Origin of the sequence: Chitinophaga rupis (genome assembly GCF_900109685.1) — a bacterium.
Taxonomy (GTDB): Bacteria; Bacteroidota; Bacteroidia; order Chitinophagales; family Chitinophagaceae; genus Chitinophaga; species Chitinophaga rupis.
In genome coordinates this window covers 342,527-366,074 of record NZ_FOBB01000002.1, presented here as the reverse complement: position 1 = coordinate 366,074, position 23,548 = coordinate 342,527, and the positions used below count along the sequence as shown (strand labels likewise).

Below are 23,548 nucleotides of genomic sequence, written 5' to 3'. Positions count from 1 at the left end.
GTAATATTAGTGCTATTCAGTTTTAAAGTGCCGTGAGTAGGCAGTGTTACGATCTGGATTTTTACTAACGGATCGCTATCGGTATCAGTGAACTTACTTGTAAAGTCAGTACTGGTAAAAGCCAATACATTATCTTCTACCACTGTCTTAGGAACATCTGCTACCACCGGCGCATCATTGGCTGGTGTAACGGTGATATTTACAGCGGCCGGTGTAGCAGCGTAAACTGTACCATCAGAACCGTTCCAATTAAAGTTATCGGAACCATTGAAGTCTGCATCTGGCGTGTAGGTGATGTTAGCCAGATCAGTGGCTACGATTTCTTGTCCAGCAGTAATATTAGTGCCATTTAGTTTTAAAGTACCGTGCGTAGGTAAGGTTACCACCTGTATTTTTACTAATGGATCACTATCAGTATCTGTGAACTTGCTCGTAAAGTCAGTACCCGTGAAGGCCAGTACATTATCTTCTACCACTGTTTTCGGCACGTCGGCTACCACTGGTGCATCATTGGCCGGTGTAACGGTAATGTTCACAGCAGCCGGTGTGGCGGCATAAGCCGTACCATCGGAACCGTTCCAGGTAAAGTTATCAGAACCATTAAAGTCTGCATCTGGAGTGTAGGTGATATTAGCCAGATCGGAAGCTAAAATTTCCTGTCCAGCAGTAATATTAGTACCATTCAACTTCAACGTGCCATGCGTAGGCAGCGTTACAATCTGGATTTTCACTAACGGATCACTATCGGTATCCGTAAACTTGCTGATAAAGTCTGTACCGGTAAACGCCAGCACATTATCTTCTATCACAGTCTTTGGCACATCAGCTACCACCGGTACATCATTCGCCGGTGTAACCGTAATATTTACAGCAGCCGGCGTAGCAGCATAGGCCGTACCATCAGGGCCATTCCAATTAAAGTTATCAGCACCATTGAAGTCTGCATCTGGTGTATAAGTAATATTCGCCAGGTCTGCTGCAACAATCTCCTGACCAGCGATGATGTTAGTACCATTCAGCTTTAAGGTACCATGCGTAGGCAATGTTACCACCTGAATTTTCACTAACGGATCACTATCAGTATCCGTAAACTTGCTGGTAAAATCCGTACCAACAAACATCAACACATTATCTTCTACTACCGTTTTCGGCACATCAGCCACCACTGGTGCATCATTAACCGGCGTAACGGTAATATTAACCGGTGCTACAGCAGCAGCATAAGCAGTACCATCAAATCCATTCCAGTTAAAGCTATCCGCACCATTATAATCCACATTTGGCGTATAAGTAATATTCGCTAAATCAGCCGCTACAATCTCCTGACCTGCGATAATGTTAGTACCATTCAACTTCAGTGTACCATGTGTAGGCAGCGTTACTACTTGAATCTTACCCAAGACATCACCATCAGTATCCGTAAACTTACCGGTAAAGTCAGCACTGGCAAACGTCAACACATTATCCTCTACCACCGTCTTCGGAACATCAGCTACCACTGGCGCATCATTTGCAGGTGTAACCGTAATATTTACAGCGGCTGAAGTAACAGCATAAGCCGTACCATCATAACCATTCCAGTTAAAACTATCAGCACCATTATAATCAGCATTTGGAGTATAAGTGATGTTCGCTAAATCAGCAGCAACAATCTCCTGACCAGCAGTAATATCAACGCCATTCAGCTTCAGCGTACCATGTGCAGGCAGCGTTACAACCTGAATTTTAGTCAACACATCGCCATCAATATCCGTAAACTTACCACTAAAGTCAGCACTGGCAAACGTTAACACATTATCTTCTATCACGGTTTTCGGTACAGCAGCTACCACTGGCACATCATTCACCGGGGTTACGGTAATATTAACCGGCGCTACAGCAGCTGCATAAGCCGTACCGTCATAACCATTCCAATTAAAGCTATCAGCACCATTATAATCAGCATTTGGTATGTAGGTGATATTAGCCAGATTAGCTGCAACAATCTCCTGACCTGCAGTGATATTAACACCACTCAGTTTCAGGGTCCCATGCGTAGGCAGAGTCAGTATCTGGATCTTCACTAAGGGATCAGTATCCGGATCGGCAAATTTGCTGGTGAAATCCACTGCTGTAAAGGCCAGTACATTATCTTCTGCTACCGTTTTCGGAACAGCCGTTACCACCGGTATATCACTAACGGGAGTAATGCCCAGTGTCAATATCTGGGTATCCTGCATAGCGCCGCCACTGCCGGTATTGCCATTATCATTAATATTCACAGTAATGTTCAGCGTTGCCGGCGGATTCTGTGAAGTATTATAGGTCAGCTTGTCTGACGCCAGGTACGCATTAATATCATCTACACTGCCGGTTAAAGTAAGCGCACCTGGGGTGCCGCCTATCGTTATGCCGGTACCGGGTAATGCAGTGAAAGTGCCATCGGGAACACTAAAGGTAACTGTCACAGGACTGGTGCCTGCATCAATATCTATAAATGATACGCCGCCCATAGAAACCGGTACATCTTCTGTTACGGCAATACTGGTAGGTAATGAAATAATAGGCGCATCATTTACTGCTGCAATATTAATAGTGGTATGCGCGGTACCGCTGGTATAGGATGTACCATCGGAAGCGCTCCAGTCAAATCCCGTTGTGCCATTCCAGTTAGCGGTAGGTACAAATGTAATGTTGCCCAGTTGCGCGGCAGGGATCTCCTGCCCCATGGTAATGTTCACCCCACCAAGCTGGAAGCTGCCGTTCAGCGGCAGGCTGGTGATCATTATTTTATTTAAAGCCGTTCCATCGCCGTCCGTATAATGCGTGCTGAAGTTGGCTGCAGTAAAAGCCAGTGTATTATCCTCACTGCCATTTACAGTAAAATCTGTAATAGCCGGTATCGTATTTACCGTAGCAGCAACTACAAAAGTGTATACGGAACGGGCTGCATTCGGATCATTATTATTAATAGTAATAGTAGCGGTATAAGTGCCTACGGCATGAGCAGCCGGGTTGAAACGTACCACGAAGTTCGTGCTGCTGCCGCTTGAAATGGAGCTGGAAGCAGGTTGTGTGAAGATGGTAAAACCCGCATCACCTGTTTTGCTTACTGCTGGTGCGCTGGTTAAAGTAACAACGCCGGTGCCCACATTCTGGATAGCAAAAGTGTGATTCACCGCGCTGCCTCCGGGTGTAATAGTACCAAAATCAGTACCATCTGTTAGATCGGCAGTAGTGCTGGCATCTGCTATGGTAATGGCATTACCGGTTACATTAATGCGCGGGGTGGTTAAGATAACGATGGTAGTGGTGGAAGCAGGGCCTGTTTCCACACCATCATTTACCGCCACGGTGATAATACGGTTAGTAGTATTAGGCGATCCGGCCGTATTCTTATACTCCAGCATTTTGATGGCCGCAATATAATTTGCCTGCGTAGCCTGCCCGGAGAGTGTGATGGTACTGGTACCATTACCCGAAATAGTAATACCGGCAGGCAGTACGCCGTTCAGGTTCAGCTTTTCGCTGCCGGCATTTAGCACATTTGTTAAAGTTATAGTAGCGCTGAAAAGATCACCGGCATCCGGGTCCACAATACTAAGATCGGTGTCTGCGATCTTTGAGCCGGTAGCGCTGCCGGCGTTAAAATAGTTCAGGTAATTATAATTACCTGTGGCGCCGGAGCTGTTATCCGGGTCCAGGTTTACGAGCGGACAGTTATTTACATTTACTGTTTTGGTGATCTTATTGTTATCGTAGTAGCATTCTTTGTAAGTAGTGTTCTGGTTAGCAAGGGATGACAGCGTAAAAGGCGTGCCCACCGTATGACCTACGCCACCGGGTACAAAGCTGCCATTGTCGTTGATGATCAGCGTTAAAGGCACATTCAGGTTACTGTAACCTGTCATGTCAATATCAAAAACAAACACTTTACATTGTCCAACACCCACGGCCTGGTTGAAGGTACTGGTATATACCAGTTTGGCGGCAGGATCTACCGTCGGATCGCCCTGGTAAAATGAAATGGGCATTCCCCCGTTACTGTTACCGGAACCGGGATTACATATATTTATATTGGCTCTTACTATATTACAGGAAGCGCCTTTGGTGAAAGTTATATTACCGGCGCCATCACTAAAGGCAATATCCGGTTTGGAACCATAGTAGTCTGCTGACAGCAGGAACTGGTAAAAAGGATTGGCCAAACCGGTTTTATTGGTAATGGTCAGCTCACTTTTATCGGCCGACAAAGAAAATAAAAGGTCATAGTTATCACCCGGAATAGTGAATCCTACTGTATTTGCATGGGTACTGGTGCTAACATTCGTTAATGGTACGCCTTTAAACGCATAGTTATCATCGCGCCGGGTTGCACCGGATAAACCTACCTGCTGATAGAAATAACCGGTAGCGGTTTCAGTGGCCAGATCTATATAAGCATATGCTGCCAGGGAGTTCTCATTACTTTCCCGGTCTGTATTTACTGCGTTGCCGGTTTCATTAAAATAGATGGAGTTAGTGCCCGGCGGTATCTTAAATATCCTGCTAACACCTGAAGTGGAGCTTAGTCCACTGGGAATGGCTATAATGTCTGTATTGATAAAATCCGCGCTCATGCCTTGACCAACACGATGGTAAAACTCCACTACATAGGCGTCATCAAAATCACGTGCATAATTGGCGTCCCGTTTTATAACCAGATTACCGCCGGAAACATAGATCTGTGGATTATACAGGCCCACTGCCCCTGCAGTTGTAAGCTTTGCTGAATAATCGCCGATTATAACGCCGGAAGAGGTCATGCTGCTGGTGGAAGTGCTGCTCATGTCATTAATCACATAAGTGGATCTTCTATCCACCGAGCCGCCATTTGATAAGGTAACGAAACCGTCTGTTAAACCGGCATCCAGGTCAATATTAAAGCGTAGGTTGGAATAACCTTCCTCTGTACCGCTGCCGGAATTCAGATCTGTAGCGCTGGAGTTGGTACCCTTTGCGGAAATGCTGATCAGGTTAGTGCCTGCGGGAATAGGTATTACCAGGTCGGTATTCGTGGCGGCAGTACCATGCAATAATGCCCGGATCTGTGGGCTTAACGGATTTAAAGAGTTTGTATAAGGTGAAAGATATTCAACGTAATACGAAGTATGTATGCTGGTAGCGGTTTCAGTGATGGTTAATGTGCTGCCGGAAACCGTAAAGTTAACGTTGTTCAGGTCCGGCGAGGCATCCCCTATCTTGCTGGCAACAGGGATCAGCGCACCCAATGCAGCGTCTTTCCATCCGTATACGTTGGTACCGGAACCATCTGTGTTTGTATTCTTTGCATAGTTCACATAACCGGAAGAAGTATTGGTTGCAAGATTGATAATGGCATTAATGGTGATGAAATCTTCATCACCCTGCGCATTATCGCTACCAGTAGGTATACCGGTTTCGGATGAGGTATAAACCGCTATGGACTTGGTTCCTGCCGGAATGGTAAAGACAGGTGCACTGCCTCCCGGAGCTCTGTATTTAGTTTCTGCTCCTAACAGATCGGCTCTTTTACCACCGCTGGGGCTACACGGACTATAAGGCAGCTGGCCAAATGTCAGTAATGAACACAGGATTAAGCTGGTGCTTAACAGACCTTTAATGAAATTTTTTTTCATAGACAGTATAGGATAGCTATAAAACGGGCTGCTTTTCAGATGGATGAATGCGAGGATCTGTCCGCTGTTCACTGATTAATGAGGGGATCTGACGTGAAGATTGTCCCAAATAAACATGTATGCTTGTAGTGCTGTGATCTTATTTTCGCTATAGGATCTTGATATTAAAGGGAATAGCACGTCCAAACGGTCAGCCTTACAAACAATTGTATCTCTTCGCTGCAAATATATAAAATGTAATTTATATAATTAAATAATAAGATTATTGTTGGATAATATGTAAAAACTTTAGTGTTATAAAAAAGGTTAATTGAGGATCATAAGACCAGTAGCGGACCCTATAACTATATGATCATTAATGTCTATCATTTCCAGGTATTGTCATTTGTGGTATTTATGTGTGATGCCGGAATAACATTAGCTTAACAAACTCAAAAACCAAACGCCACCTTCACGTTCTGAGAACGATCCGGTGGCGTGGCAAACAACTGTATTTATAGGATAGATCAAAAACGCTTTTTAAACCCGCACCCCTGTATATATTCCCGTAAAAACTGCGCCAGTATCACGGAAACAGGCGCTCAGCCGTGGAAGCTTCGTTGGGGCGCTACGGTTAGCGGCTGGGATTGGCGGAGGACAGGCGATGTAAGTGCGGCAGTATGTGGAACCAGGGCTACAGAAAAAGTCCACAGTCTGCAGTTGGCAGTTGGCAGTATACCATCGTTTACAGGGCATATGCAAAAAGCAATGATCCCCGGACTGCCAACTGCCAACTGCAGACTGTAGACTATCAAACTAATGCACCCTCACAGCATCCAGGAACTTGATCTCTACGATATACGTTCCCTCCAGTTTCACTACAAATGCAAAGCGTGGATTCACGGAAAATGCATTGGCCTCCATATTATCCACCTTCACAAATTGTGATGGGATACGGTAATACATCAGGTGGTTCCAATCCGTAGCACCATCATTATACCGGGTGAGCGGGAACGGCGCCAGCTCAAAATCGCAGATCATGGCCGTATCCGTAGTAATGATGGGATGAAAGCGTGCATAGTTCTCAAACACCGGCCTGTCGCCACGCTTAATGATCTCACCGGCCTTTGGATTGAACGGGCTGCCGTTCTTATCCACCAGCTTCAGGATCACACGGGCGCCTTCGTCAGACACTTTGGTGAGCGTCATTTTAGGATTGCGCATGGGAGTGGCCACGCTGTTCACATTAAACGCATTGGATACATTATCTTCTATCGTGAAAATATCATCCAGCGTTGGCTCTACAACGCTGATCTGGCCAAAGCTGGTAAAGGTATGGGAGCCATGTATGTTCTGGGAGGCAATATCAAAAAGATAATCGCCCAGCGGCAGGTTCAGGGATGCTTTGTTAAACACAAACTGTCCGCTGTTCTCATTAAAATACATAGGCTTCAGCTTCTGGATCTCGCGCTTTTTATTGAGCTGCTCCACGCTGGTATCTGTTTCCACGTTAAAAGATTCCCCGTCTTTGAAAACCAGCACTTCATAATCGTCAAAAAAAGACTGGGGCGCCGCTTTACCAGTGGCCTTATCCCGCAGGTTCAGCAATTTGAATGTTACCGGCGGCGTAGATTCATCGGTGTTAATACGGTCCGATTGCTGCAGGGATAATCCCCTTTTGCAATAGATCACGTTATCCTTGTAGCGCATCTGGTCACTTAAAAAACCCGGCTCTACTTTTTTACAGGCAGCCATCACAAAGGCCGTACACAGTATAAATAATAGTATTTTTTGCATGTTAATTTGCTTTAATGGTTAGTGAACTTCAGTATTAAAAAATAACCGGTGATAGCCGTTCAGCACATGCACAATACCCGTGGTGGTAATAATCCCGGAGGTTTGGCAAACGGCAGCATTATCCTTTTCACTTTGCGGTATCTGGGACGGGTCTAAAACCTGGTCATCGCGGGAACCGATCACTTTTGTATAGTTCACCATATCCACATAGGAAACATAATCATTGTAGGGATAGGTGCGCAGTAAGCTGATCATGAATTTTGTATTGGGAATAGCGCCCAGCATACAATCATACAGCTGCCCCTGCCGGTTCATTTGATCCCGGTTAATGGCGCCCTTTATCATGTACAGCTTTAGGGAATCCTGCAGCTCCTTTACAGAAATGCTATCCATATTAAAAGGAATGTTCTCATCGCCGGTTTGCTCTGCAGCACGCAGCTGGCGGATCTTCAGGTAATCATCCACCCCGTAGTTGGTCACAGCAAAAAAGGTTACATCGCTGTTTACCATATCCTTCAGGCCTGCACGGTCTATCAGGTATACCAGGGAATCAAATACCCGTTGCGATCTCAGGTAATCGTAAGTGGTCATGTTCACATGCGGGTCATGTACGCCCCCATCGTTCTTGTAATCATTCTTTTTACAGGAAAAAAGAAAAATAGCAGCGGCTAATATGAAGAAGGTATTTTTTAAGCGGTATTGCATATACGTAATATTAAATGGTCAGAAAAAGGGATCAGATCTTGCCTACCCAGAAACGGGTTTGCGTAAGGAACTTGTTGCCCCTGAACAGGCGGGGATCAACCGGCCAGTAAAAACCTTCCTGCGCATAGCGCTGCTCTGTAAGCCAATCCACAATGTAGGTGTAGGTTTTGGTACGTATCAGGTCAAAGAACAGGTGTCCTTCCAGGTACATTTCCTTGCCTCTTTCCAGGATGTAATCATACATCAGCACATCCGGTGCGGGCATGGTTAAGGGTTGCGTGTTATTACGGGTACGGAAAAGATTGATGATATCCAGCGCCTTTCCATAGTCTTGCTTGTAAATAGCAATCTCTGCCTGCAGCAGTTTTATATCCGCAAAACGGAAAATGATCATGTTATTGCTCATGTACGGGCTTAGCTTTAAGCCGGGGTTGCGGTAAACAACGTTGCTGTACTTGCGGCATAGCGGGCGGTTATCGTCCCGGTAATCAAATCCTTTCTGGTAGCGCACATCCAGCGTATCATTCACATCCTGCCCTTTCAGGTAATGCCGGCTGAAGTATTCCGGGCGCACGGCCATGCGGGCATGATCCCCGTAATATTTAATGTACTGGTCACCGCGCAGGAACTGCATCCCAATACCGTCATCGGAACCTTCCAGCTGATCTTCGCTCATGTTCAGCTCAAAAATGCTTTCAGTGGATTTGCCGATGAAGGTCTTATAATAGTTGGATGTATCGGTCAGCGCATAACCGCCATTAGCGATCAGCGTATTAATAGTAGTATCAGCGCTGTTAATATCCTTCATATCATTGGCGCCGCCATTGGCTGCATTCAGCGTCGTGCCCCTCCACAGGTACAGGTGGGCCAGCAATGCGTATACAGAGCCTTTGTTGGCAGTAACTGCTGCGCCGCTGGGATTATCAGCATAGCCCCAGTTCAACAGGCTGATGGCGTCATGGCAGTCTTTTTCTATTTGCTGCATTACATCTGCTTTTGGGCTGCGGGGCAGCTCCGGCGCTTCCAGCGGATTTTCATAAAATTCCGTTACCAAAGGCACATCACCCCATATCCGGGTCATAGTAAAGTAAGTGAATGCACGTATAAAAAGGGCCTGCCCCAGCACACGGTTCTTGTATTGCTGTGCATTAGGCACATCTTTTTCCAGGCTGGCATCCGGCACTTGAGGCAGCTTTGCCAGGATGGTGTTGCTCATGGTGATCACCTTAAAATAGCGCGTCCAGTTACCCAGGTCCTTTACGTTATAGGTAAAGGTGTAATCCCCGTTCTGTATACCTTCCAGCCCATCGCCGTTATAATCAATTACAAAGTAATTCTTGGCAACAGCATCCCCATACATGTAATAGCTGTATTTAAATGCCAGCGCATTCCTTAACAGCGCATAGTTACCCGCCAGGGCGCTTTCACAGTCCTGCGTGCTTTTCCAGTACTTTTCAAGGTAAGTAGAGTTCTTGGGCTCCTGTTCCAGCAGCTTTTTACAGGAAACAGATAATAAGAACGTGCAAAGGAGTATAATATGTTTAAATTTCATAGTAGCAGATTTTACCGGTTTAAAAATTAACACTCAGACCCATGGTATATTTTTTCGGAATGGGATACCCGTTACCGTTATACTCCCCGTATGGGTTCACGGCTTCTGCGTCCGGCAGGTTTTTGGACCGCTGGAACATGGCTACATTATCCAGTACGCCAAAAATGCTGAACCGGTCCATGCCCCACCGTTTCAGCAGGTCGGGGTTCAGGTTGTAGGTAAGGCTGATGCTTTTAATACGCAGGTAATCGCCTTTCTCTAAAAAGAAAGTTTGTGCAGAGGTGTAATAATAACGGTAAGTACCCAGGTCATACTTGGCGTAAGTAGCCTTGTCACCGGGATTGCGCCATATATCCAGCCTGCTGAAATCAGGAGTGGCATATTGTATAAAGCGGTTGGTGGCATCGCCATCCGTTGAGTTGCTGAACTGGTCGGCCCTATAAAGGTTCAATACATCACGGTCAAAAGTGAAGGTGCAAAAGATGTTCAGTATAAAATTCTTCCAGGTAATTTCATTGTTAAAACCACCGGTTATCTTGGGATTCGGATCGCCAATGGGCATCTTGTCCGGGTTGATCCCTTCATTAAAAATATCAATGAAGTTATCGCCATCCAGGTCTGCCAGGTGAAAGTCGCCGCCGCGGTAGGTGCCATTGCCGTTACGGAATTTTTCGCCGGTGTATTTGTTGCCCGGCACATCATCATCTGTGGCAAATACGCCCAGGTTCTGGTACAAATAAAAAGCGTTCAATGGTTTGCCTACAGAAAGGATATGCGATTTATCAAACCGGTCGCCATTCTGGAAAACAATATCACGCCCCCCATTGGGCAGGCTGGTGATCATGTTCTTGTTATAGGAAATATTCAGCCGGGTGAACCATTTAATGGCACTGTTGCGCCGTTTGAACGGGTAACCGGAAACAGTAAGCTCCACACCGGAATTACGTACGCCCAGCGCATTGGTAAGCGCCTTATCATAACCGGAGGTAACAGGCAGGATGATACTAAACAGCTGCAGGGAATTTTGCCGGTTATACACATCTACTGTGGCGGCAAAGTTACCGTCGGCAAATTCCAGGTCTGTACCTAGGTTCCATTGCACACTGCGTTCCCAGCTTAATCCCTTCTGTGCTGCGCCATCCGTAAAGTTGGGCGTAATGGCGGTAACCCCGTTGTAAGAGGTAGCCCCGCTATTGCCTGCAAAGCCGCCGTTATTCACCTTGTACAGGTTATACTGTAAATAGTTCTGCTCCGGTAAGCTGCCGGAGGTACCTACGCTGCCTCTTATTTTCACTAAACTAAAAGTGCGGCTGTGCTGCAGAAAAGGTTCGTCAGATATGATCCATGCTGCAGATGCAGAGGGGAAAAAGCCCCATTTACTATCTGCTCCAAAACGGGAAGAGCCATCTGTACGGGCGCTTACTGACAGTAGATATTTTTCCTTAAAGTCATACGCAATACGGGAGTAGTAAGATAACAAGCCATATGCCTGGTAATCGGAGGATGCTTCAATATTCGTTTGCCGGAAGCCCTGCACCACCTGTATCTGGTCTGAAGAGCCGCCATAGCCCAGTGCCCGGGTGTTCTGGTACTGGTCATACTGCATATCTGTACCCAGTATTACGCTCAGGTTATGGTCTTTGAAACTATTCGTATAGCTGAGATAGTTAGAGGACAGCAGGTTGGCGCCATTATCCGCAAAAGAGAAAGAAAAGCTCCCGTTGTTGGAAGTAAGCGCATTGGTTTTGTTATAATCCCGGCGGCTGGTCTTATAAATATAAGAGTTCTGGGAGTTCAGCTTCAGGTGCGGGGTAATGAACAGTCCCAGGTTCAGGTTAATAGTGAACTGGTTCTCCATGTTCTTGTCCAGCGCATCTTTATAGGTACCCAGCATGGCGGCTTTTTTGTCCGGGTCCAGCGCAAACAGGGAAGAAGGCATCTGCCCTGCCCCTACAGTTACGGGATCACGGGGATCGCCATTGGTGGTAATGTTTATGGAGTTACCCGGCCGGCCATTGCCCCGGTGACGGTCAGTACGCGAAAAGGAAATAATGGGATTGATCTCCAGCTTATTATTCATGGCACGCGTCATCAGGTTTAAACGCGTGGAGTACCTTTTGAAATCAGTACCTATCACCACGCCCTGCTCATCATAATAACCGGCGCTGAAACGGTAGTAAGAGTTTTCACTGCCGCCGCTCACGCTCAGGTCAGCATTTTTAATAAGCCCGGTGCGGTAAAAAATATCCTGCCAGTCGGTATTGGCATTGTACGCCGGGTTCAGGCTGTCTGTCATTAAAAAAGGCAGCTGTTGTTGTTGCGCGTGGGTAAGGCTTTGCTGCAACAGCGCCATTTTTTGCCGCCGTTCTTCAGTGCCTAAGACCACATCCCGCAGCTCCGGCCTTTCGGTAATACCAAAGTAGCTGGAAAGGCTCACCCTGGGGGTACCGGACTTTCCTTTTTTGGTGGTGATAAGTATAACGCCATTGGCTGCACGCGATCCGTAAATGGCGGCGGCAGAGGCGTCTTTCAATACGTCAATGGTAGCAATATCCATGGGATTAATACCGGCCAGGAAGTTGGTGCCGGTGCCCACATCGGAGGTAACGTATTCCTCTGATGGCTGTGGAATACCATCTACCACGTACAAAGGTGAGTTCACTACTTTAAACTCATTATAATCGCGGCTTACTGCAGAATTACCCCTAACGGAAACGGTAGTACGTGCGCCGGGCTCGCCGGTAAAGTTCTGCACATTCACCCCGGAAAGGCGGCCCTGCATTAACTGATCAAAACTGGCAGCCGGCAGGTTCTGTATTTCCCGGCCCGACAGGCTGGAAATGGCAGCGGTGGCCTTTTTGCGGGTCACTTGCTGGTAACCGATGATCACCGTTTCCTGCAATGCGCTTGCAGTAGCAGCCATTACTACACGCAGGTTTTGCTGGCCGGTAACCTTGACCTCCTGTTTGGTAAATCCTACGTAGGTGATCTCCAGCGTAGCGCCGGGAGTAGCGGAAAGGCTGAAATGTCCCTTGGCGTCCGTGGTAACGCCGGTGTTGGTTGATTTTACACGTACAGAAACGCCGGGCAGGGGTTCCTTTGCATTGTCGGTAACAGTGCCTTCAACCTTAACGGTTTGGGCAAGTACCGGCAATAGCGGTACGATCAGGCATAGCAATGCCAGGTAGATTGTTCTCATTGTTGTGCAGATTTTGGGTGGGTGCTTTAGCGGTTTAGTTCATGCTTCAGCAAAATTTGGTTGATACTTGTTAAACTAATTGGTCGATTAGATTACGGTTCAGGTAGTGTAAACATTGTACAATAGTACAATCAGACATAATAATGTCAGGTAATGCTCGTCATTTGCATAGATCTTGGATTGATGCCGTTAATAATAATTTTTTTTCAGATTACGGTTCTTTCGACGGTTTAAACATTGTGTAATGGTACGGGCAGGCATAATAATGCGCTGTAGATCCTCAACATAGTGCCAGATTTTAAATTGATGCTTTAGCAGGTTATTGGGTGCTTTAGCGATTTGGTTGATGCCGGTTAAAATACTAGAATAAAATAAATTTATAATTACTAGAATTAGCTATATTTTGACAAATATTACCCGATGTGATCAAAAATGCCTTCTATTTGCGTTTTTTTAATATTATATTGCCCTACAAGTTGAACAATAGCAACCCGTTGGTTAAAATCAATCATCAACCAAATTAGTGAAAAGATATGAGCCTGGACCATTTACTGCATGAATACAGCATTGCCCCCGGTATTTGGGATGAGATGCACGATTCCGGGCAGATACGTGAACACTACAACAAGGTTTTTGCCACCTTACAGGGCCTGGATGTAACGGCCCTGCTGCAAAAGGACCGCCTGGCAGGCGAGCTGTTTATGAACCAGGGCATTACCTTTACGGTATACAGCGACAATGAAGGTATTGAACGCATTTTTCCCTTTGACATTATTCCCCGTATTATCACCGGCCAGGAGTGGGATATTGTAGAACGCGGCATTAAACAGCGTTTGCAGGCCCTGAACCTGTTCTTAAAAGATATCTATAGTGATCAGCAGATCATAAAGGATAAAATTGTGCCCGCAGGGCTCATTGCCTCCTGCCCACATTATACGCGCGAGGTATTCGGGATAAAAGTACCGTATGATATTTATGTGCACATCTCCGGCATTGACCTGATCCGCGGGGATGATGGTAAATTCTACATCCTGGAAGATAACCTGCGCACCCCCTCCGGCGTAAGCTATATGCTGGAAAACCGGGAAGTGACCAAACGCATTTTCCCGGACCTGCTGGCCGCCAACCATGTGAGGCGGGTAAGCAACTACCCCATACTGCTGCACGAAATACTGCTGCAGCTGGCCCCGGGGCAGATCGCCAATCCTACGGTAGCGCTGTTAACGCCCGGCGTATATAACTCTGCTTATTATGAACATACCTTCCTGGCCCGCCAGATGGGTATTTCACTGGTAGAAGCGCGGGACCTGGTGGTGGATAACCATAAGGTATATATGAAAACCACCAATGGCCTGGAGCAGGTGCACGTAATATACCGCCGTATAGATGATGAATACCTGGACCCGCTGATCTTTAAACCGGACAGTGTGCTGGGCGTACCCGGCCTGCTGGGCGCTTACCGCAGGGGTAGCGTGGCTATTGTAAATGCAGTAGGCAATGGCGTGGCAGATGATAAAGCCGTGTATGCCTATGTACCGGCCATGATCCGCTACTACCTGAATGAAGAGCCCATCCTGGCCAACGTGCCTACCTATGAGCTAAGCGATCCTGATATGCGGAATCATGTTTTTGAGAATATCCAGAACATGGTTATCAAACGTACCAATCAATCGGGCGGATATGGCATGATCATGGGCAATAAAGTATCGGAAGAGGATTGGAACAAAGCAAAAGTAGAAATTCAGGCCGATGCCCGTAATTATATTGCACAGCCGATCATTAAATTATCTACCGTACCTTGTTTTATTGATGGCACCTTTCAGCCGCGGCATGTGGATCTTCGGCCTTATGCATTATGCGGGCCGCAGGGTGTTAAGATCGTGCCCGGGGGCCTTACCCGTGTAGCATTACGCGCCGGCTCCCTGGTGGTGAACTCTTCACAGGGCGGCGGCAGTAAGGATACGTGGGTGATTGATTAATTACGAATTATTTAATTACGAATTACGAATGGACCGGAGCGGTTGAAGGGGTTTTGTTTGGTTTATTCGTTATTTGTAAAGGATAAAATTTGTAATTAATAGAACAATATGCTGCACGTTGTAACCAATTCGTAATTCGTAATTAAACAATTCGTAATTTCTTATGCTGAGCCGGATAGCTGACGCATTATATTGGATGAACCGTTACATGGAAAGGGCCGGTGGGCTTTGCAGGGTGGCTGCTACGCATTATGTACAGGCCCTGGACAAGGATGTGAATGGATCCCTGACCTGGAAACCGGTGCTGGAAACTTTCACCACCTGCAGCGCAGATGAGATCATGACACTGGAGCACAACACCGGCGCTTCTTTACGGAAGCTGATCACAGATACCAACAATAATAATTCGCTGAAGATGATCGTGGCACGCGCCCGCGAAAATGCCCGCGGCGTACAGGACCACATTACCAAAGAAGTATGGGAGGAGGTAAATGCCATTTACCATCTCATGAACCAGCCTTCGGTAGATCAGCGCCTGATGAGCTATGAAGCCCTGGAAGTGCTGGACGCTATTACCAGGCATACTGTTTTGTACAACGGCGTTACGGACATTACCATGTCGCGCGGGCTGGGCTGGAACTTTATGAACCTGGGAAAATATGTGGAGCGCTGCCTGGAAACCATTGTGCTTACCAATAAGGAGTACCAGCGTATAAATTATGACCTGGATACAATGCAGGACATTATGCAATGGCGTTACCTGCTTATGTCGCTCTCCGGTTATGAGCTGCATTTAAAAACATACCGCACCGCCAATTACAATTCAAATGTATTGCACCAGGTGCTGTTTAATGATAATTTTCCGCATTCCGTAGCGCATACCCTGGGCAGGGCGGAACGCCGCTTGCAGGAAGTAATAAGGGGTAATCCCATGGCGGAGAACGATGCGCTCACCCGCTGTTTTGGCCGCCTGTTCAGCAAAGTGCGTTACACGGACCTGGACACATTAAATAATGCATCTTTACAACAGTTCCTGGAAGAAGTAAAGCGGGACCTGCTGGATTTTACCATGCACCTGAGCCGTCAATTCTTTTCTTACGTTTAAGCTTTATCAGATAGGATTATGTCTATTTTCAAGATACATCATATTACCCGTTACGAGTACGACCGGCCGGTAAAGGAAAGCGCCAACGAAATAAAGATCTTTCCCTACCAGTGTGCCGATCAGGAAGTGTTACAACACGACCTGTTCATCACAGATCACCCGAACGTACAAACGTTCTCTGACTACTGGGGCAATAAAACCGGTTTGTTCAACATTCTGCCTTCCCATAACGTACTGACCATAGAAAGCAAGCTGCTGGTGCGTACCACGGCATCGTCCCAGCTGGGAATAAATTTTCATTCCAATTTTAAGCAGCTGCAACAGGAAATGGATGGGCAACTGCAATTGCTGGAGCTGGGCAACCGCGATACCATAAGATCGCAGGCCGCCATAGACGCCATTGCTATTGCGGTGCGCCGCGGCGAAAGCGTGGCTGCCGTAGTAGAAACCTGCAGCGAATACATTTTTAAATATTTCAAATACATTAAGGGCATTACCAATGTAGAAACCACCGTGGACGAAATACTGGAGCACGGCGCCGGTGTATGCCAGGACTTTGCCCACCTGATGCTGCAGATATTGCGCACCTGCCAGATCCCCGCCCGTTATGTGAGCGGGTATATTTGCCCGAATAAGAACGGGATGCGCGGCGAAGGCGCTACGCATGCCTGGGTAGAAGCCCTGATCCCCGGTTACGGCTGGGCCGGCATAGACCCTACTAATAATGTATGGGTAACCAATAAACACGTAAAATTATCCGTAGGCCGCAATTTCCGGGATTGCAGTCCTGTACGCGGCACCTTTAAAGGCCCTGCCCGCCAAAAGCTAACGGTATTTGTTTCCGTTGGTTATGAAGATGGTCAATTCTTTGAAGAAATGAATAATGTAGATACCGCCGGCAGCCAGCAAGCCCCCATAGAGGCGGATGGAAGTGTAGCGGGGCAGCAGCAGTAACAATTAATAATTAAGAATGGATAATTAATAATGAATGCGTACTGCACACTGAAGTACTGCGCTGTAATTCATTATTAATTGTTAATTATTATCCGCTCATACAATTCTGCTTTGATCGCTGCGCCGTAAAATATACCTTTGTGCCACTCAATTGCAGGGACTAAAACTACCTTCTCTTAAGGCGTGGTGAAAAAAATGCACATACCGGTTAAATGGCTCTGCTGTATGCTGTTCTTCAGCTTACGGCAGCTGGCAGGCTTTTTCCCCGACGCGCATGCCCTGCAAACGCCCGCTGCAGCCGCAGAAAACCACATTCAGCAAACAAAGATTGCTCTTTTTGACGACACCGCTTTTACCCGCCTGGCAGCAGAGCTGCTGGCAGATGAAGCAGCGGACGATAACAATGAGATCTTACGCACCACGGCCCCTAAAGGCCGCAAACAGCGCTATTACCTGAATGCCACTACGCAGCAGTTCAGCTGCAGCCCGCGCATCCTGTACCTGGATGAACGGCAGTACAATTACATTCTCGAAAAAGAAAATAAAAGCGGCGTATATCAATGGCAGGACTCCTTTCGGCCCGCCTATTATAACTTCCTGTTCCGCTTAGCCCTTTTCTAAGCCCCTTCTCCCCTTCTTATTTAATCTGATGATAGTGCAGGTATCCGTTCCCGTTAGGGAGCCCGGCAATGCTATGCTCATGCAGGCATTAACAGAATGCAGGCATTATTAATCATTCATTCTTCATTATTAATTACAATTAATGCAGCAGCGTTATATATACGCCATGCTGGTGATCATCCTGTGGGGATGCACCACCAATGGCAACACCAATAACAAAAAGGAAAAGGCGCAGCCCTTCCCGGTTACAAAGCTGGTGATGAAAGACACTTTGTTGAAACATAATTATGTAGCCGGTTTACAGGCTGTGCGTAATGTAGAGATCCGGGCCCGTGTAAATGGTTTTCTGGAAAAGATCTATGTGGATGAAGGCCAGGAAGTACAAAAAGGACAATTACTCTTCTCCATAAATAACGAGGAATACAAGGCACGGCTGGCAGAAGCCAATGCCAGCTTAAGCAGCGCCATTGCAGAAGCAAAAGCTGCGGAGGTAGATACCCGCCGCGTAAAAATGCTGGTTGATAAAAAAGTGATCGCACCTACAGAGCTGGAAGTAGCCACTGCCAAGCTTAACGCGGCACAGGCAAAAATAGACCAGGCGCGGTCTGCCGCTGCCACCGCTGCCATGCACCTGAACTACACCAACATTCATGCGCCCTTTGATGGCACCATTGACCGCATTCCGCTGAAAACAGGCAGCCTGGTAACTGATGGTACGCTGCTCACCACCGTATCAGACACACATGAAATGTATGCCTACTTCAATGTATCGGAAACAGAATACCTGGAATACCGCAAATCCAAAAAAGGGCCCAGCAATAAAGCGGTAAGCCTGATCCTGGCCGACGGTACCAGCTATAGCTATCCCGGTAAGGTAGAGACCATAGAAGGGGAATTTGAATCCTCCACAGGCGCCATTGCCTTCCGCGCCCGCTTTCCCAATCCGCAAAAGCTGCTGAAACACGGCGCCAGCGGCAGCATTCAGCTGGAGAATATCCTGGAGGATGCTTTGATCATTCCCCAGAAAGCCGTATTTGAAATGCAGGATAAGAACTACGTTTTTGTAGTAGATACCGCCAACCGGGTAAGCATGCGCAGCTTTATGCCCGGCTCCCGCTTATCACATTGCTACATTGTGAAGAACGGGCTCGCAGCCGGTGAGCGCATTGTGTGCGAAGGCACACAAACCATCCGCGAGGGCATGCACATTCATCCGGTTACCATTCCTCTCGACAGTTTGCTGAAGATGAAAATGTAGGGATACAAAAACAATAACACATGTTTGACACTTTTATAAAGCGGCCGGTACTGTCGCTCGTTATCTCTTTGATCATACTGCTACTGGGGCTGCTGGCGCTGTTTACGCTGCCGGTAACCCAATTCCCGGATATTGTGCCACCCTCTGTAACGGTAACGGCTAAATATACCGGGGCCAATGCAGAAGTGTGCGCTAAAGCCGTATCCACCCCGCTGGAACGCGCCATTAACGGCGTGCCCGGCATGACGTATATGTCGTCCGTATCCAGTAACAACGGCATTACGCTTATACAGATCTTTTTTAAGGTAGGCACAGATCCCGACCAGGCAGCAGTGAACGTACAGAACCGCGTAGCAACCATTATAGATGAATTACCCGAAGAAGTAATTAAAGCCGGCGTAACCACAGAAAAAGAGGTGAACAGTATGCTGCTGTACCTCAATGTAATGAGTGAAGACGCTGACCTGGATGAACAGTTCATTTACAATTTTGCCGACATTAATGTGCTGCAGGAGCTGAAAAGGATTGATGGTGTTGGCTTTGCAGAGATCATGGGCGCCAAGGAATACGCCATGCGCGTATGGTTAAAGCCCGACCGTATGCTGGCCTACAACATTTCAGCAGAAGAAATTATTGCCGCTATCCGCCGCCAGAATATTGAAGCAGCACCCGGAAAAACCGGTGAAAGCTCCGACAAAAACCCACAACTGTTACAATATGTATTACGCTACACGGGCAAGTTCTTCGAACCTTCCCAGTACGCCGGCATCATCCTGCGCACAGAGGCAGATGGCGCTATGCTTCGCCTGAAAGACGTAGCAGAGCTGGAGTTCGGGGCATTAAGCTACGGCATGGTATCCAAAACAGATGGCAAGCCCTCCGCATCCATCATGCTGAAGCAGCGCCCCGGCTCCAATGCGCGGGAGGTGATACAAAATGTAAAGGACCGCATGGCAGAGCTGAAAGCCACTTCCTTTCCACCGGGCATGACGTACAATTTTAACTACGACGTATCCCGCTTCCTGGATGCCTCCATTCATGAAGTAGTGCGTACGCTGTTTGAAGCCTTCCTGCTGGTATTCCTGGTAGTGTTCCTGTTCCTGCAGGATTTCCGCTCCACCCTGATACCCGCGCTGGCAGTGCCGGTAGCCTTGATAGGCACTTTAAGCTTTATGCAGATGTTAGGTTTTTCCATTAACCTGCTTACCCTGTTTGCCTTAGTGCTGGCCATAGGTATTGTAGTGGATAATGCTATTGTGGTAGTGGAGGCCGTGCACGTAAAGATGAGTGAAGAGCACCTGCCGCCATTGGAAGCCACCATAGCTGCTATGAAAGAGATCAGCGGGGCCATTGTAGCCATTACGCTGGTAATGTCGGCTGTATTTATACCCGTAGCCTTCCTCTCCGGGCCGGTAGGCGTGTTTTACCGGCAGTTCTCGCTAACGCTGGCGTTCTCCATTGTTATATCCGGCATTAATGCAGTAACGCTTACGCCTGCACTCTGTGCTATCATGTTAAAAAATACACATGGCCAGCCGGCAAAGAAGAATTTATTACAGCGTTTTTTTGGCGGCTTTAACAAAGGCTATGATGCTACGGCCAACCGCTACCGGCAATTCATAGGCCGCATAGCAGGCCGGCGGTTTATTACCGTTGGATTGCTGATACTGTTCTTCCTGGCTACCTGGGGCGCCAGCGCTATATTGCCATCCGGGTTTATTCCTTCGGAAGACCAGGGCATGATCTACGTAAATGTAACCACCCCGCCCGGCGCCACTGTAGAACGTACAGAGCAGGTGCTGGAACAGGTGTACCAGGTTGCGCGGAATATAGATGCCGTAGAATCCGCATCCACACTGGCTGGCTTTAGCCTGGTGAATGATGTTGCCGGCGCATCTTACGGCATGGGCATGATCAACCTGAAACCCTGGGAAGACCGTACAGCTTCCGTAACAGATCTGATTGCGGAGCTGGAAAAAAGGACCAGCCATATCAGGGACGCCAACATTGAATTTTTTCCGCCGCCCACAGTACCCGGCTTTGGAAATGCCAGTGGCTTTGAGCTACGGGTGCTGGATAAAACCGGCAGTGGCAATCTGCAGCAAACAGCGGATGCTACCAATAATTTTATAGCCGCATTGAAAAAGCGGCCGGAAATAGGCGCTGCCTTCACCAGCTTTGATCCCAGCTTTCCGCAATACATGATCCATGTGAACCAGGAACGTGCCGCGCAAAAGAGTGTGAGTATTGAAACTGCCATGAACACGCTGCAAACATTGCTGGGCAGCTACTACGCGTCTAACTTCATACGCTTTGGCCAAATGTATAAGGTAATGGTACAGGCATCGCCACAGTACCGCGCCAAACCGGAAGATGTGCTGCACCTGTATGTGAAAAATGATAAAGGCGAAATGGTGCCCTTCTCCAACTTCATTCGTTTGGAACGGGTGTATGGGCCGGAGCAGCTTACCCGTTATAACATGTACACCGCAGCCATGATCAATGGAGACGCGGCGCCCGGCTACAGCAGCGGCGATGCTATTAAAGCCATCCGGGAAACCGCTGCACAGCTGCCGCGCGGGTATAGCTATGAATGGAGCGGCATGACACGCGAGCAGATCCTTTCCGGCAACCAGGCCATTTATATTTTTATGATATGCCTGGTGTTCGTGTACCTGCTGCTGGCCGCGCAATATGAAAGCTTCCTGTTACCCTTGCCGGTGATCCTCTCCTTACCCGCTGGCATTTTCGGCGCTTTCTTATCGCTGAAGTTATTCGGGCTGGAAAATAACATTTATGCGCAGGTAGCATTGGTGATGCTCATTGGCTTGCTAGGTAAGAACGCCATCCTGATCGTGGAGTTTGCCATTCTGCGTAATAAGCAGGGGCTCTCGCCATTGGAAGCCGCAAAGGAAGGTGCGGTATCCCGCCTGCGTCCTATCCTTATGACCTCCTTTGCATTCATTGCAGGCTTAATACCCCTGTGTGTGGCGGCTGGCGCGGGCGCTATGGGTAACCGTTCCATTGGTACGGCAGCAGCAGGTGGTATGTTAATAGGTACTTTGTTCGGGGTGCTGGTAATACCGGGTTTGTATGTATTGTTCGCCAGCTTATCCCGCAAACGTTTAAAAGCAACATCATGATGGATTTTATTAAAATAATAGCATTCAGCATTTTCTTACTCGCTTTCGGCTGCCGCCTGCCCAAACCACTGGTGCTGCCAGATAACAAACCCATGCCGGATACCTTTGCTGTTAACAGCACCGACACTGCCGGTATAGGCCAGCTGCCCTGGCAGCAGTTCTTTGAAGATGCACCTTTGCGCGCATTAATAGATACGGCCTTACAATATAATTATGCCTTACAAAGCAGCCGGGAAGAAATGAAGATTTCCGAAGCGGTTTTACTGGCTGCCCGGTATGCATGGCTGCCTAATGTAAACCTGTCTGCCACTGCCGGTATTGATAAATACGGTAAGTATACCCTGAATGGAGTAGGTAATTTTGATACAAATTTGTCTACTAACATTAGTAAGGATCAGCGCATTCCGGATCCTACTCCGGATTTTTTCCTGGGCCTGCGCAGCAGCTGGGAAGTGGATCTCTGGGGTAAGATAAAAGCGCGCAAACGGGCCGCCCTGGCGCGTTACCTGGCCAGTGCGCAGGGCCGCCGCCTGGTAACTACCTTATTGGTATCAGAAGTAGCCGCGCATTATTATACACTGATAGCTTTGGATAATGAGCTGGCAATTATCAAAAAGAACATTGCGTTACAGGAAACCGCATTAGCCACCGTGCAGATCCAGCAAGCTGCCGGCCGGGCTACTTTACTGGCCGTACAGCAGTTTGAAGCGCAGCTGCTGGACACCCGCAGCCTGGAACATATCACCCGCCAGCGCCAGCTGGTGATAGAAAGTCAACTAAATTTTTTATTAGGCCGTTATCCGCAGCCGTTGCCGCGTAGCAAAGCATTAGCAATAGATACGCTGTCAGCGCCCTGGAAGCCCGGCCTGCCGGCGAAGCTGCTTGCCAACCGCCCGGATATTAAACAGGCGGAGCTGGAGCTGGCTGCATCTAAAGCAGATGTGCAGGCCGCCCGCAAAGCATTTTTACCTTCTTTGAATATTACGCCATACGGAGGTTTTAATGCTTTTAAAGCCGGGTTGCTGCTGGAGCCTGCATCCTTTGCCTATGGCGTATTAGGCGGTATTACTGCGCCACTGTTCAATCAAAAACAATTACAGGCGCAGTACCGCATAAATGAATCCGACAGCAAAATATCTTATTATCATTACCAGCAAAAGATCCTGCAGGCTTACCAGGAAGTGTCGGTTGCATTGGGTAATGTGCACAACCAGCAACACATCTACGCCTTACGTGAAAAGGAAGTAAGTGTGCTGCAAAGTGCAGTATCCACCGCAAATGACCTGTTCTTAAGTGGTTATGCTTCTTATTTAGAGATCATTACCGCGCAAAAAAGTGTGCTGGAAGCAGAGCTGGCGCTCATTCATGCCCGCCGTGATATGATGGCCGGTACTGTACAATTATACCAGACCTTAGGCGGCGGATGGCAGTAACTACTTAACAATGAATCATTAACAAAGCAGCAGGAATAATTGTCAATTGTACAGTTTCTATACATCAAACCATCTACTGTACAATACTTTATTCCCTGCTGCTTTTTTTGATACTTATTAATTTAAGTAATACATGTATCTGTACAAATTGTTTGCGTTAAGATACAGGGTAACCCCGGGAGATTTC

12 protein-coding genes are annotated in these 23,548 nt (G+C 47.6%); 7 read left to right on the top strand and 5 right to left on the bottom strand.

The genetic code is table 11. The features are described 5' to 3' along the window. From BMZ54_RS33140 to BMZ54_RS08700, 5 genes are all read right to left on the bottom strand, one after another. The coding region (locus BMZ54_RS33140; protein WP_202909186.1) for a tandem-95 repeat protein at positions 1–5,636 on the bottom strand (5,636 nt) is incomplete at its 3' end. Positions 5,637–6,431: 795 nt separating this feature from the next. Next, positions 6,432–7,412, bottom strand: coding sequence for a DUF5007 domain-containing protein (locus tag BMZ54_RS08715; RefSeq protein WP_089909294.1), 981 nt, complete (start codon positions 7,410–7,412; stop codon positions 6,432–6,434). An 18-nt stretch (positions 7,413–7,430) separates the two neighbouring features. After that, complete coding sequence (locus tag BMZ54_RS08710) at positions 7,431–8,117, bottom strand: hypothetical protein (protein WP_089909291.1); 687 nt, start codon at positions 8,115–8,117, stop codon at positions 7,431–7,433. Between the two features lie 31 nt (positions 8,118–8,148). Further along, on the bottom strand, positions 8,149–9,669 hold the full coding sequence (locus tag BMZ54_RS08705) for a RagB/SusD family nutrient uptake outer membrane protein (RefSeq protein ID WP_143080943.1): 1,521 nt from the start codon (positions 9,667–9,669) through the stop codon (positions 8,149–8,151). Positions 9,670–9,688: 19 nt separating this feature from the next. Continuing rightward, positions 9,689–12,868, bottom strand: a complete 3,180-nt coding sequence (locus tag BMZ54_RS08700) for a SusC/RagA family TonB-linked outer membrane protein (protein WP_089909285.1) — start codon at positions 12,866–12,868, stop codon at positions 9,689–9,691. A 533-nt stretch (positions 12,869–13,401) separates the two neighbouring features. Here BMZ54_RS08700 and BMZ54_RS08695 point away from each other — a divergent pair. The 7 genes from BMZ54_RS08695 to BMZ54_RS08665 all read left to right on the top strand — a co-directional run bounded on the left by BMZ54_RS08695 (position 13,402) and on the right by BMZ54_RS08665 (position 23,361). Further along, positions 13,402–14,847: a circularly permuted type 2 ATP-grasp protein gene (locus BMZ54_RS08695; RefSeq protein ID WP_089909283.1), complete on the top strand. Its 1,446-nt coding sequence runs from the start codon at positions 13,402–13,404 to the stop codon at positions 14,845–14,847. Between the two features lie 163 nt (positions 14,848–15,010). After that, positions 15,011–15,952: an alpha-E domain-containing protein gene (locus BMZ54_RS08690; RefSeq protein ID WP_089909280.1), complete on the top strand. Its 942-nt coding sequence runs from the start codon at positions 15,011–15,013 to the stop codon at positions 15,950–15,952. Between the two features lie 18 nt (positions 15,953–15,970). Further along, positions 15,971–16,906, top strand: coding sequence for a transglutaminase family protein (locus BMZ54_RS08685; protein ID WP_089909276.1), 936 nt, complete (start codon positions 15,971–15,973; stop codon positions 16,904–16,906). Between the two features lie 225 nt (positions 16,907–17,131). Continuing rightward, complete coding sequence (locus tag BMZ54_RS08680; protein WP_089909273.1) at positions 17,132–17,527, top strand: hypothetical protein; 396 nt, start codon at positions 17,132–17,134, stop codon at positions 17,525–17,527. A 142-nt stretch (positions 17,528–17,669) separates the two neighbouring features. Further along, on the top strand, positions 17,670–18,785 hold the full coding sequence (locus BMZ54_RS08675; protein WP_089909270.1) for an efflux RND transporter periplasmic adaptor subunit: 1,116 nt from the start codon (positions 17,670–17,672) through the stop codon (positions 18,783–18,785). A 20-nt stretch (positions 18,786–18,805) separates the two neighbouring features. Continuing rightward, the gene (locus tag BMZ54_RS08670; protein WP_089909268.1) at positions 18,806–21,928 is read left to right on the top strand and encodes an efflux RND transporter permease subunit; all 3,123 of its coding nucleotides are present in this window, start codon (positions 18,806–18,808) and stop codon (positions 21,926–21,928) included. Further along, on the top strand, positions 21,925–23,361 hold the full coding sequence (locus tag BMZ54_RS08665; protein WP_089909265.1) for a TolC family protein: 1,437 nt from the start codon (positions 21,925–21,927) through the stop codon (positions 23,359–23,361). The genes BMZ54_RS08670 and BMZ54_RS08665 overlap by 4 nt, the downstream gene beginning before the upstream one ends. The last annotated feature ends 187 nt before the right edge of the window (positions 23,362–23,548 follow it).

Excerpts from the sequence above, each read along its gene's own strand:
- BMZ54_RS08715 (WP_089909294.1), bottom strand. The coding sequence starts at position 7,412 with ATGCAAAAAATACTATTATTTATACTGTGTACGGCCTTTGTGATGGCT.
- BMZ54_RS08710 (WP_089909291.1), bottom strand. The coding sequence starts at position 8,117 with ATGCAATACCGCTTAAAAAATACCTTCTTCATATTAGCCGCTGCTATT.
- BMZ54_RS08705 (WP_143080943.1), bottom strand. The coding sequence starts at position 9,669 with ATGAAATTTAAACATATTATACTCCTTTGCACGTTCTTATTATCTGTT.
- BMZ54_RS08700 (WP_089909285.1), bottom strand. The coding sequence starts at position 12,868 with ATGAGAACAATCTACCTGGCATTGCTATGCCTGATCGTACCGCTATTG.
- BMZ54_RS08695 (WP_089909283.1), top strand. The coding sequence starts at position 13,402 with ATGAGCCTGGACCATTTACTGCATGAATACAGCATTGCCCCCGGTATT.
- BMZ54_RS08690 (WP_089909280.1), top strand. The coding sequence starts at position 15,011 with ATGCTGAGCCGGATAGCTGACGCATTATATTGGATGAACCGTTACATG.
- BMZ54_RS08685 (WP_089909276.1), top strand. The coding sequence starts at position 15,971 with ATGTCTATTTTCAAGATACATCATATTACCCGTTACGAGTACGACCGG.
- BMZ54_RS08680 (WP_089909273.1), top strand. The coding sequence starts at position 17,132 with ATGCTGTTCTTCAGCTTACGGCAGCTGGCAGGCTTTTTCCCCGACGCG.
- BMZ54_RS08675 (WP_089909270.1), top strand. The coding sequence starts at position 17,670 with ATGCAGCAGCGTTATATATACGCCATGCTGGTGATCATCCTGTGGGGA.
- BMZ54_RS08670 (WP_089909268.1), top strand. The coding sequence starts at position 18,806 with ATGTTTGACACTTTTATAAAGCGGCCGGTACTGTCGCTCGTTATCTCT.
- BMZ54_RS08665 (WP_089909265.1), top strand. The coding sequence starts at position 21,925 with ATGATGGATTTTATTAAAATAATAGCATTCAGCATTTTCTTACTCGCT.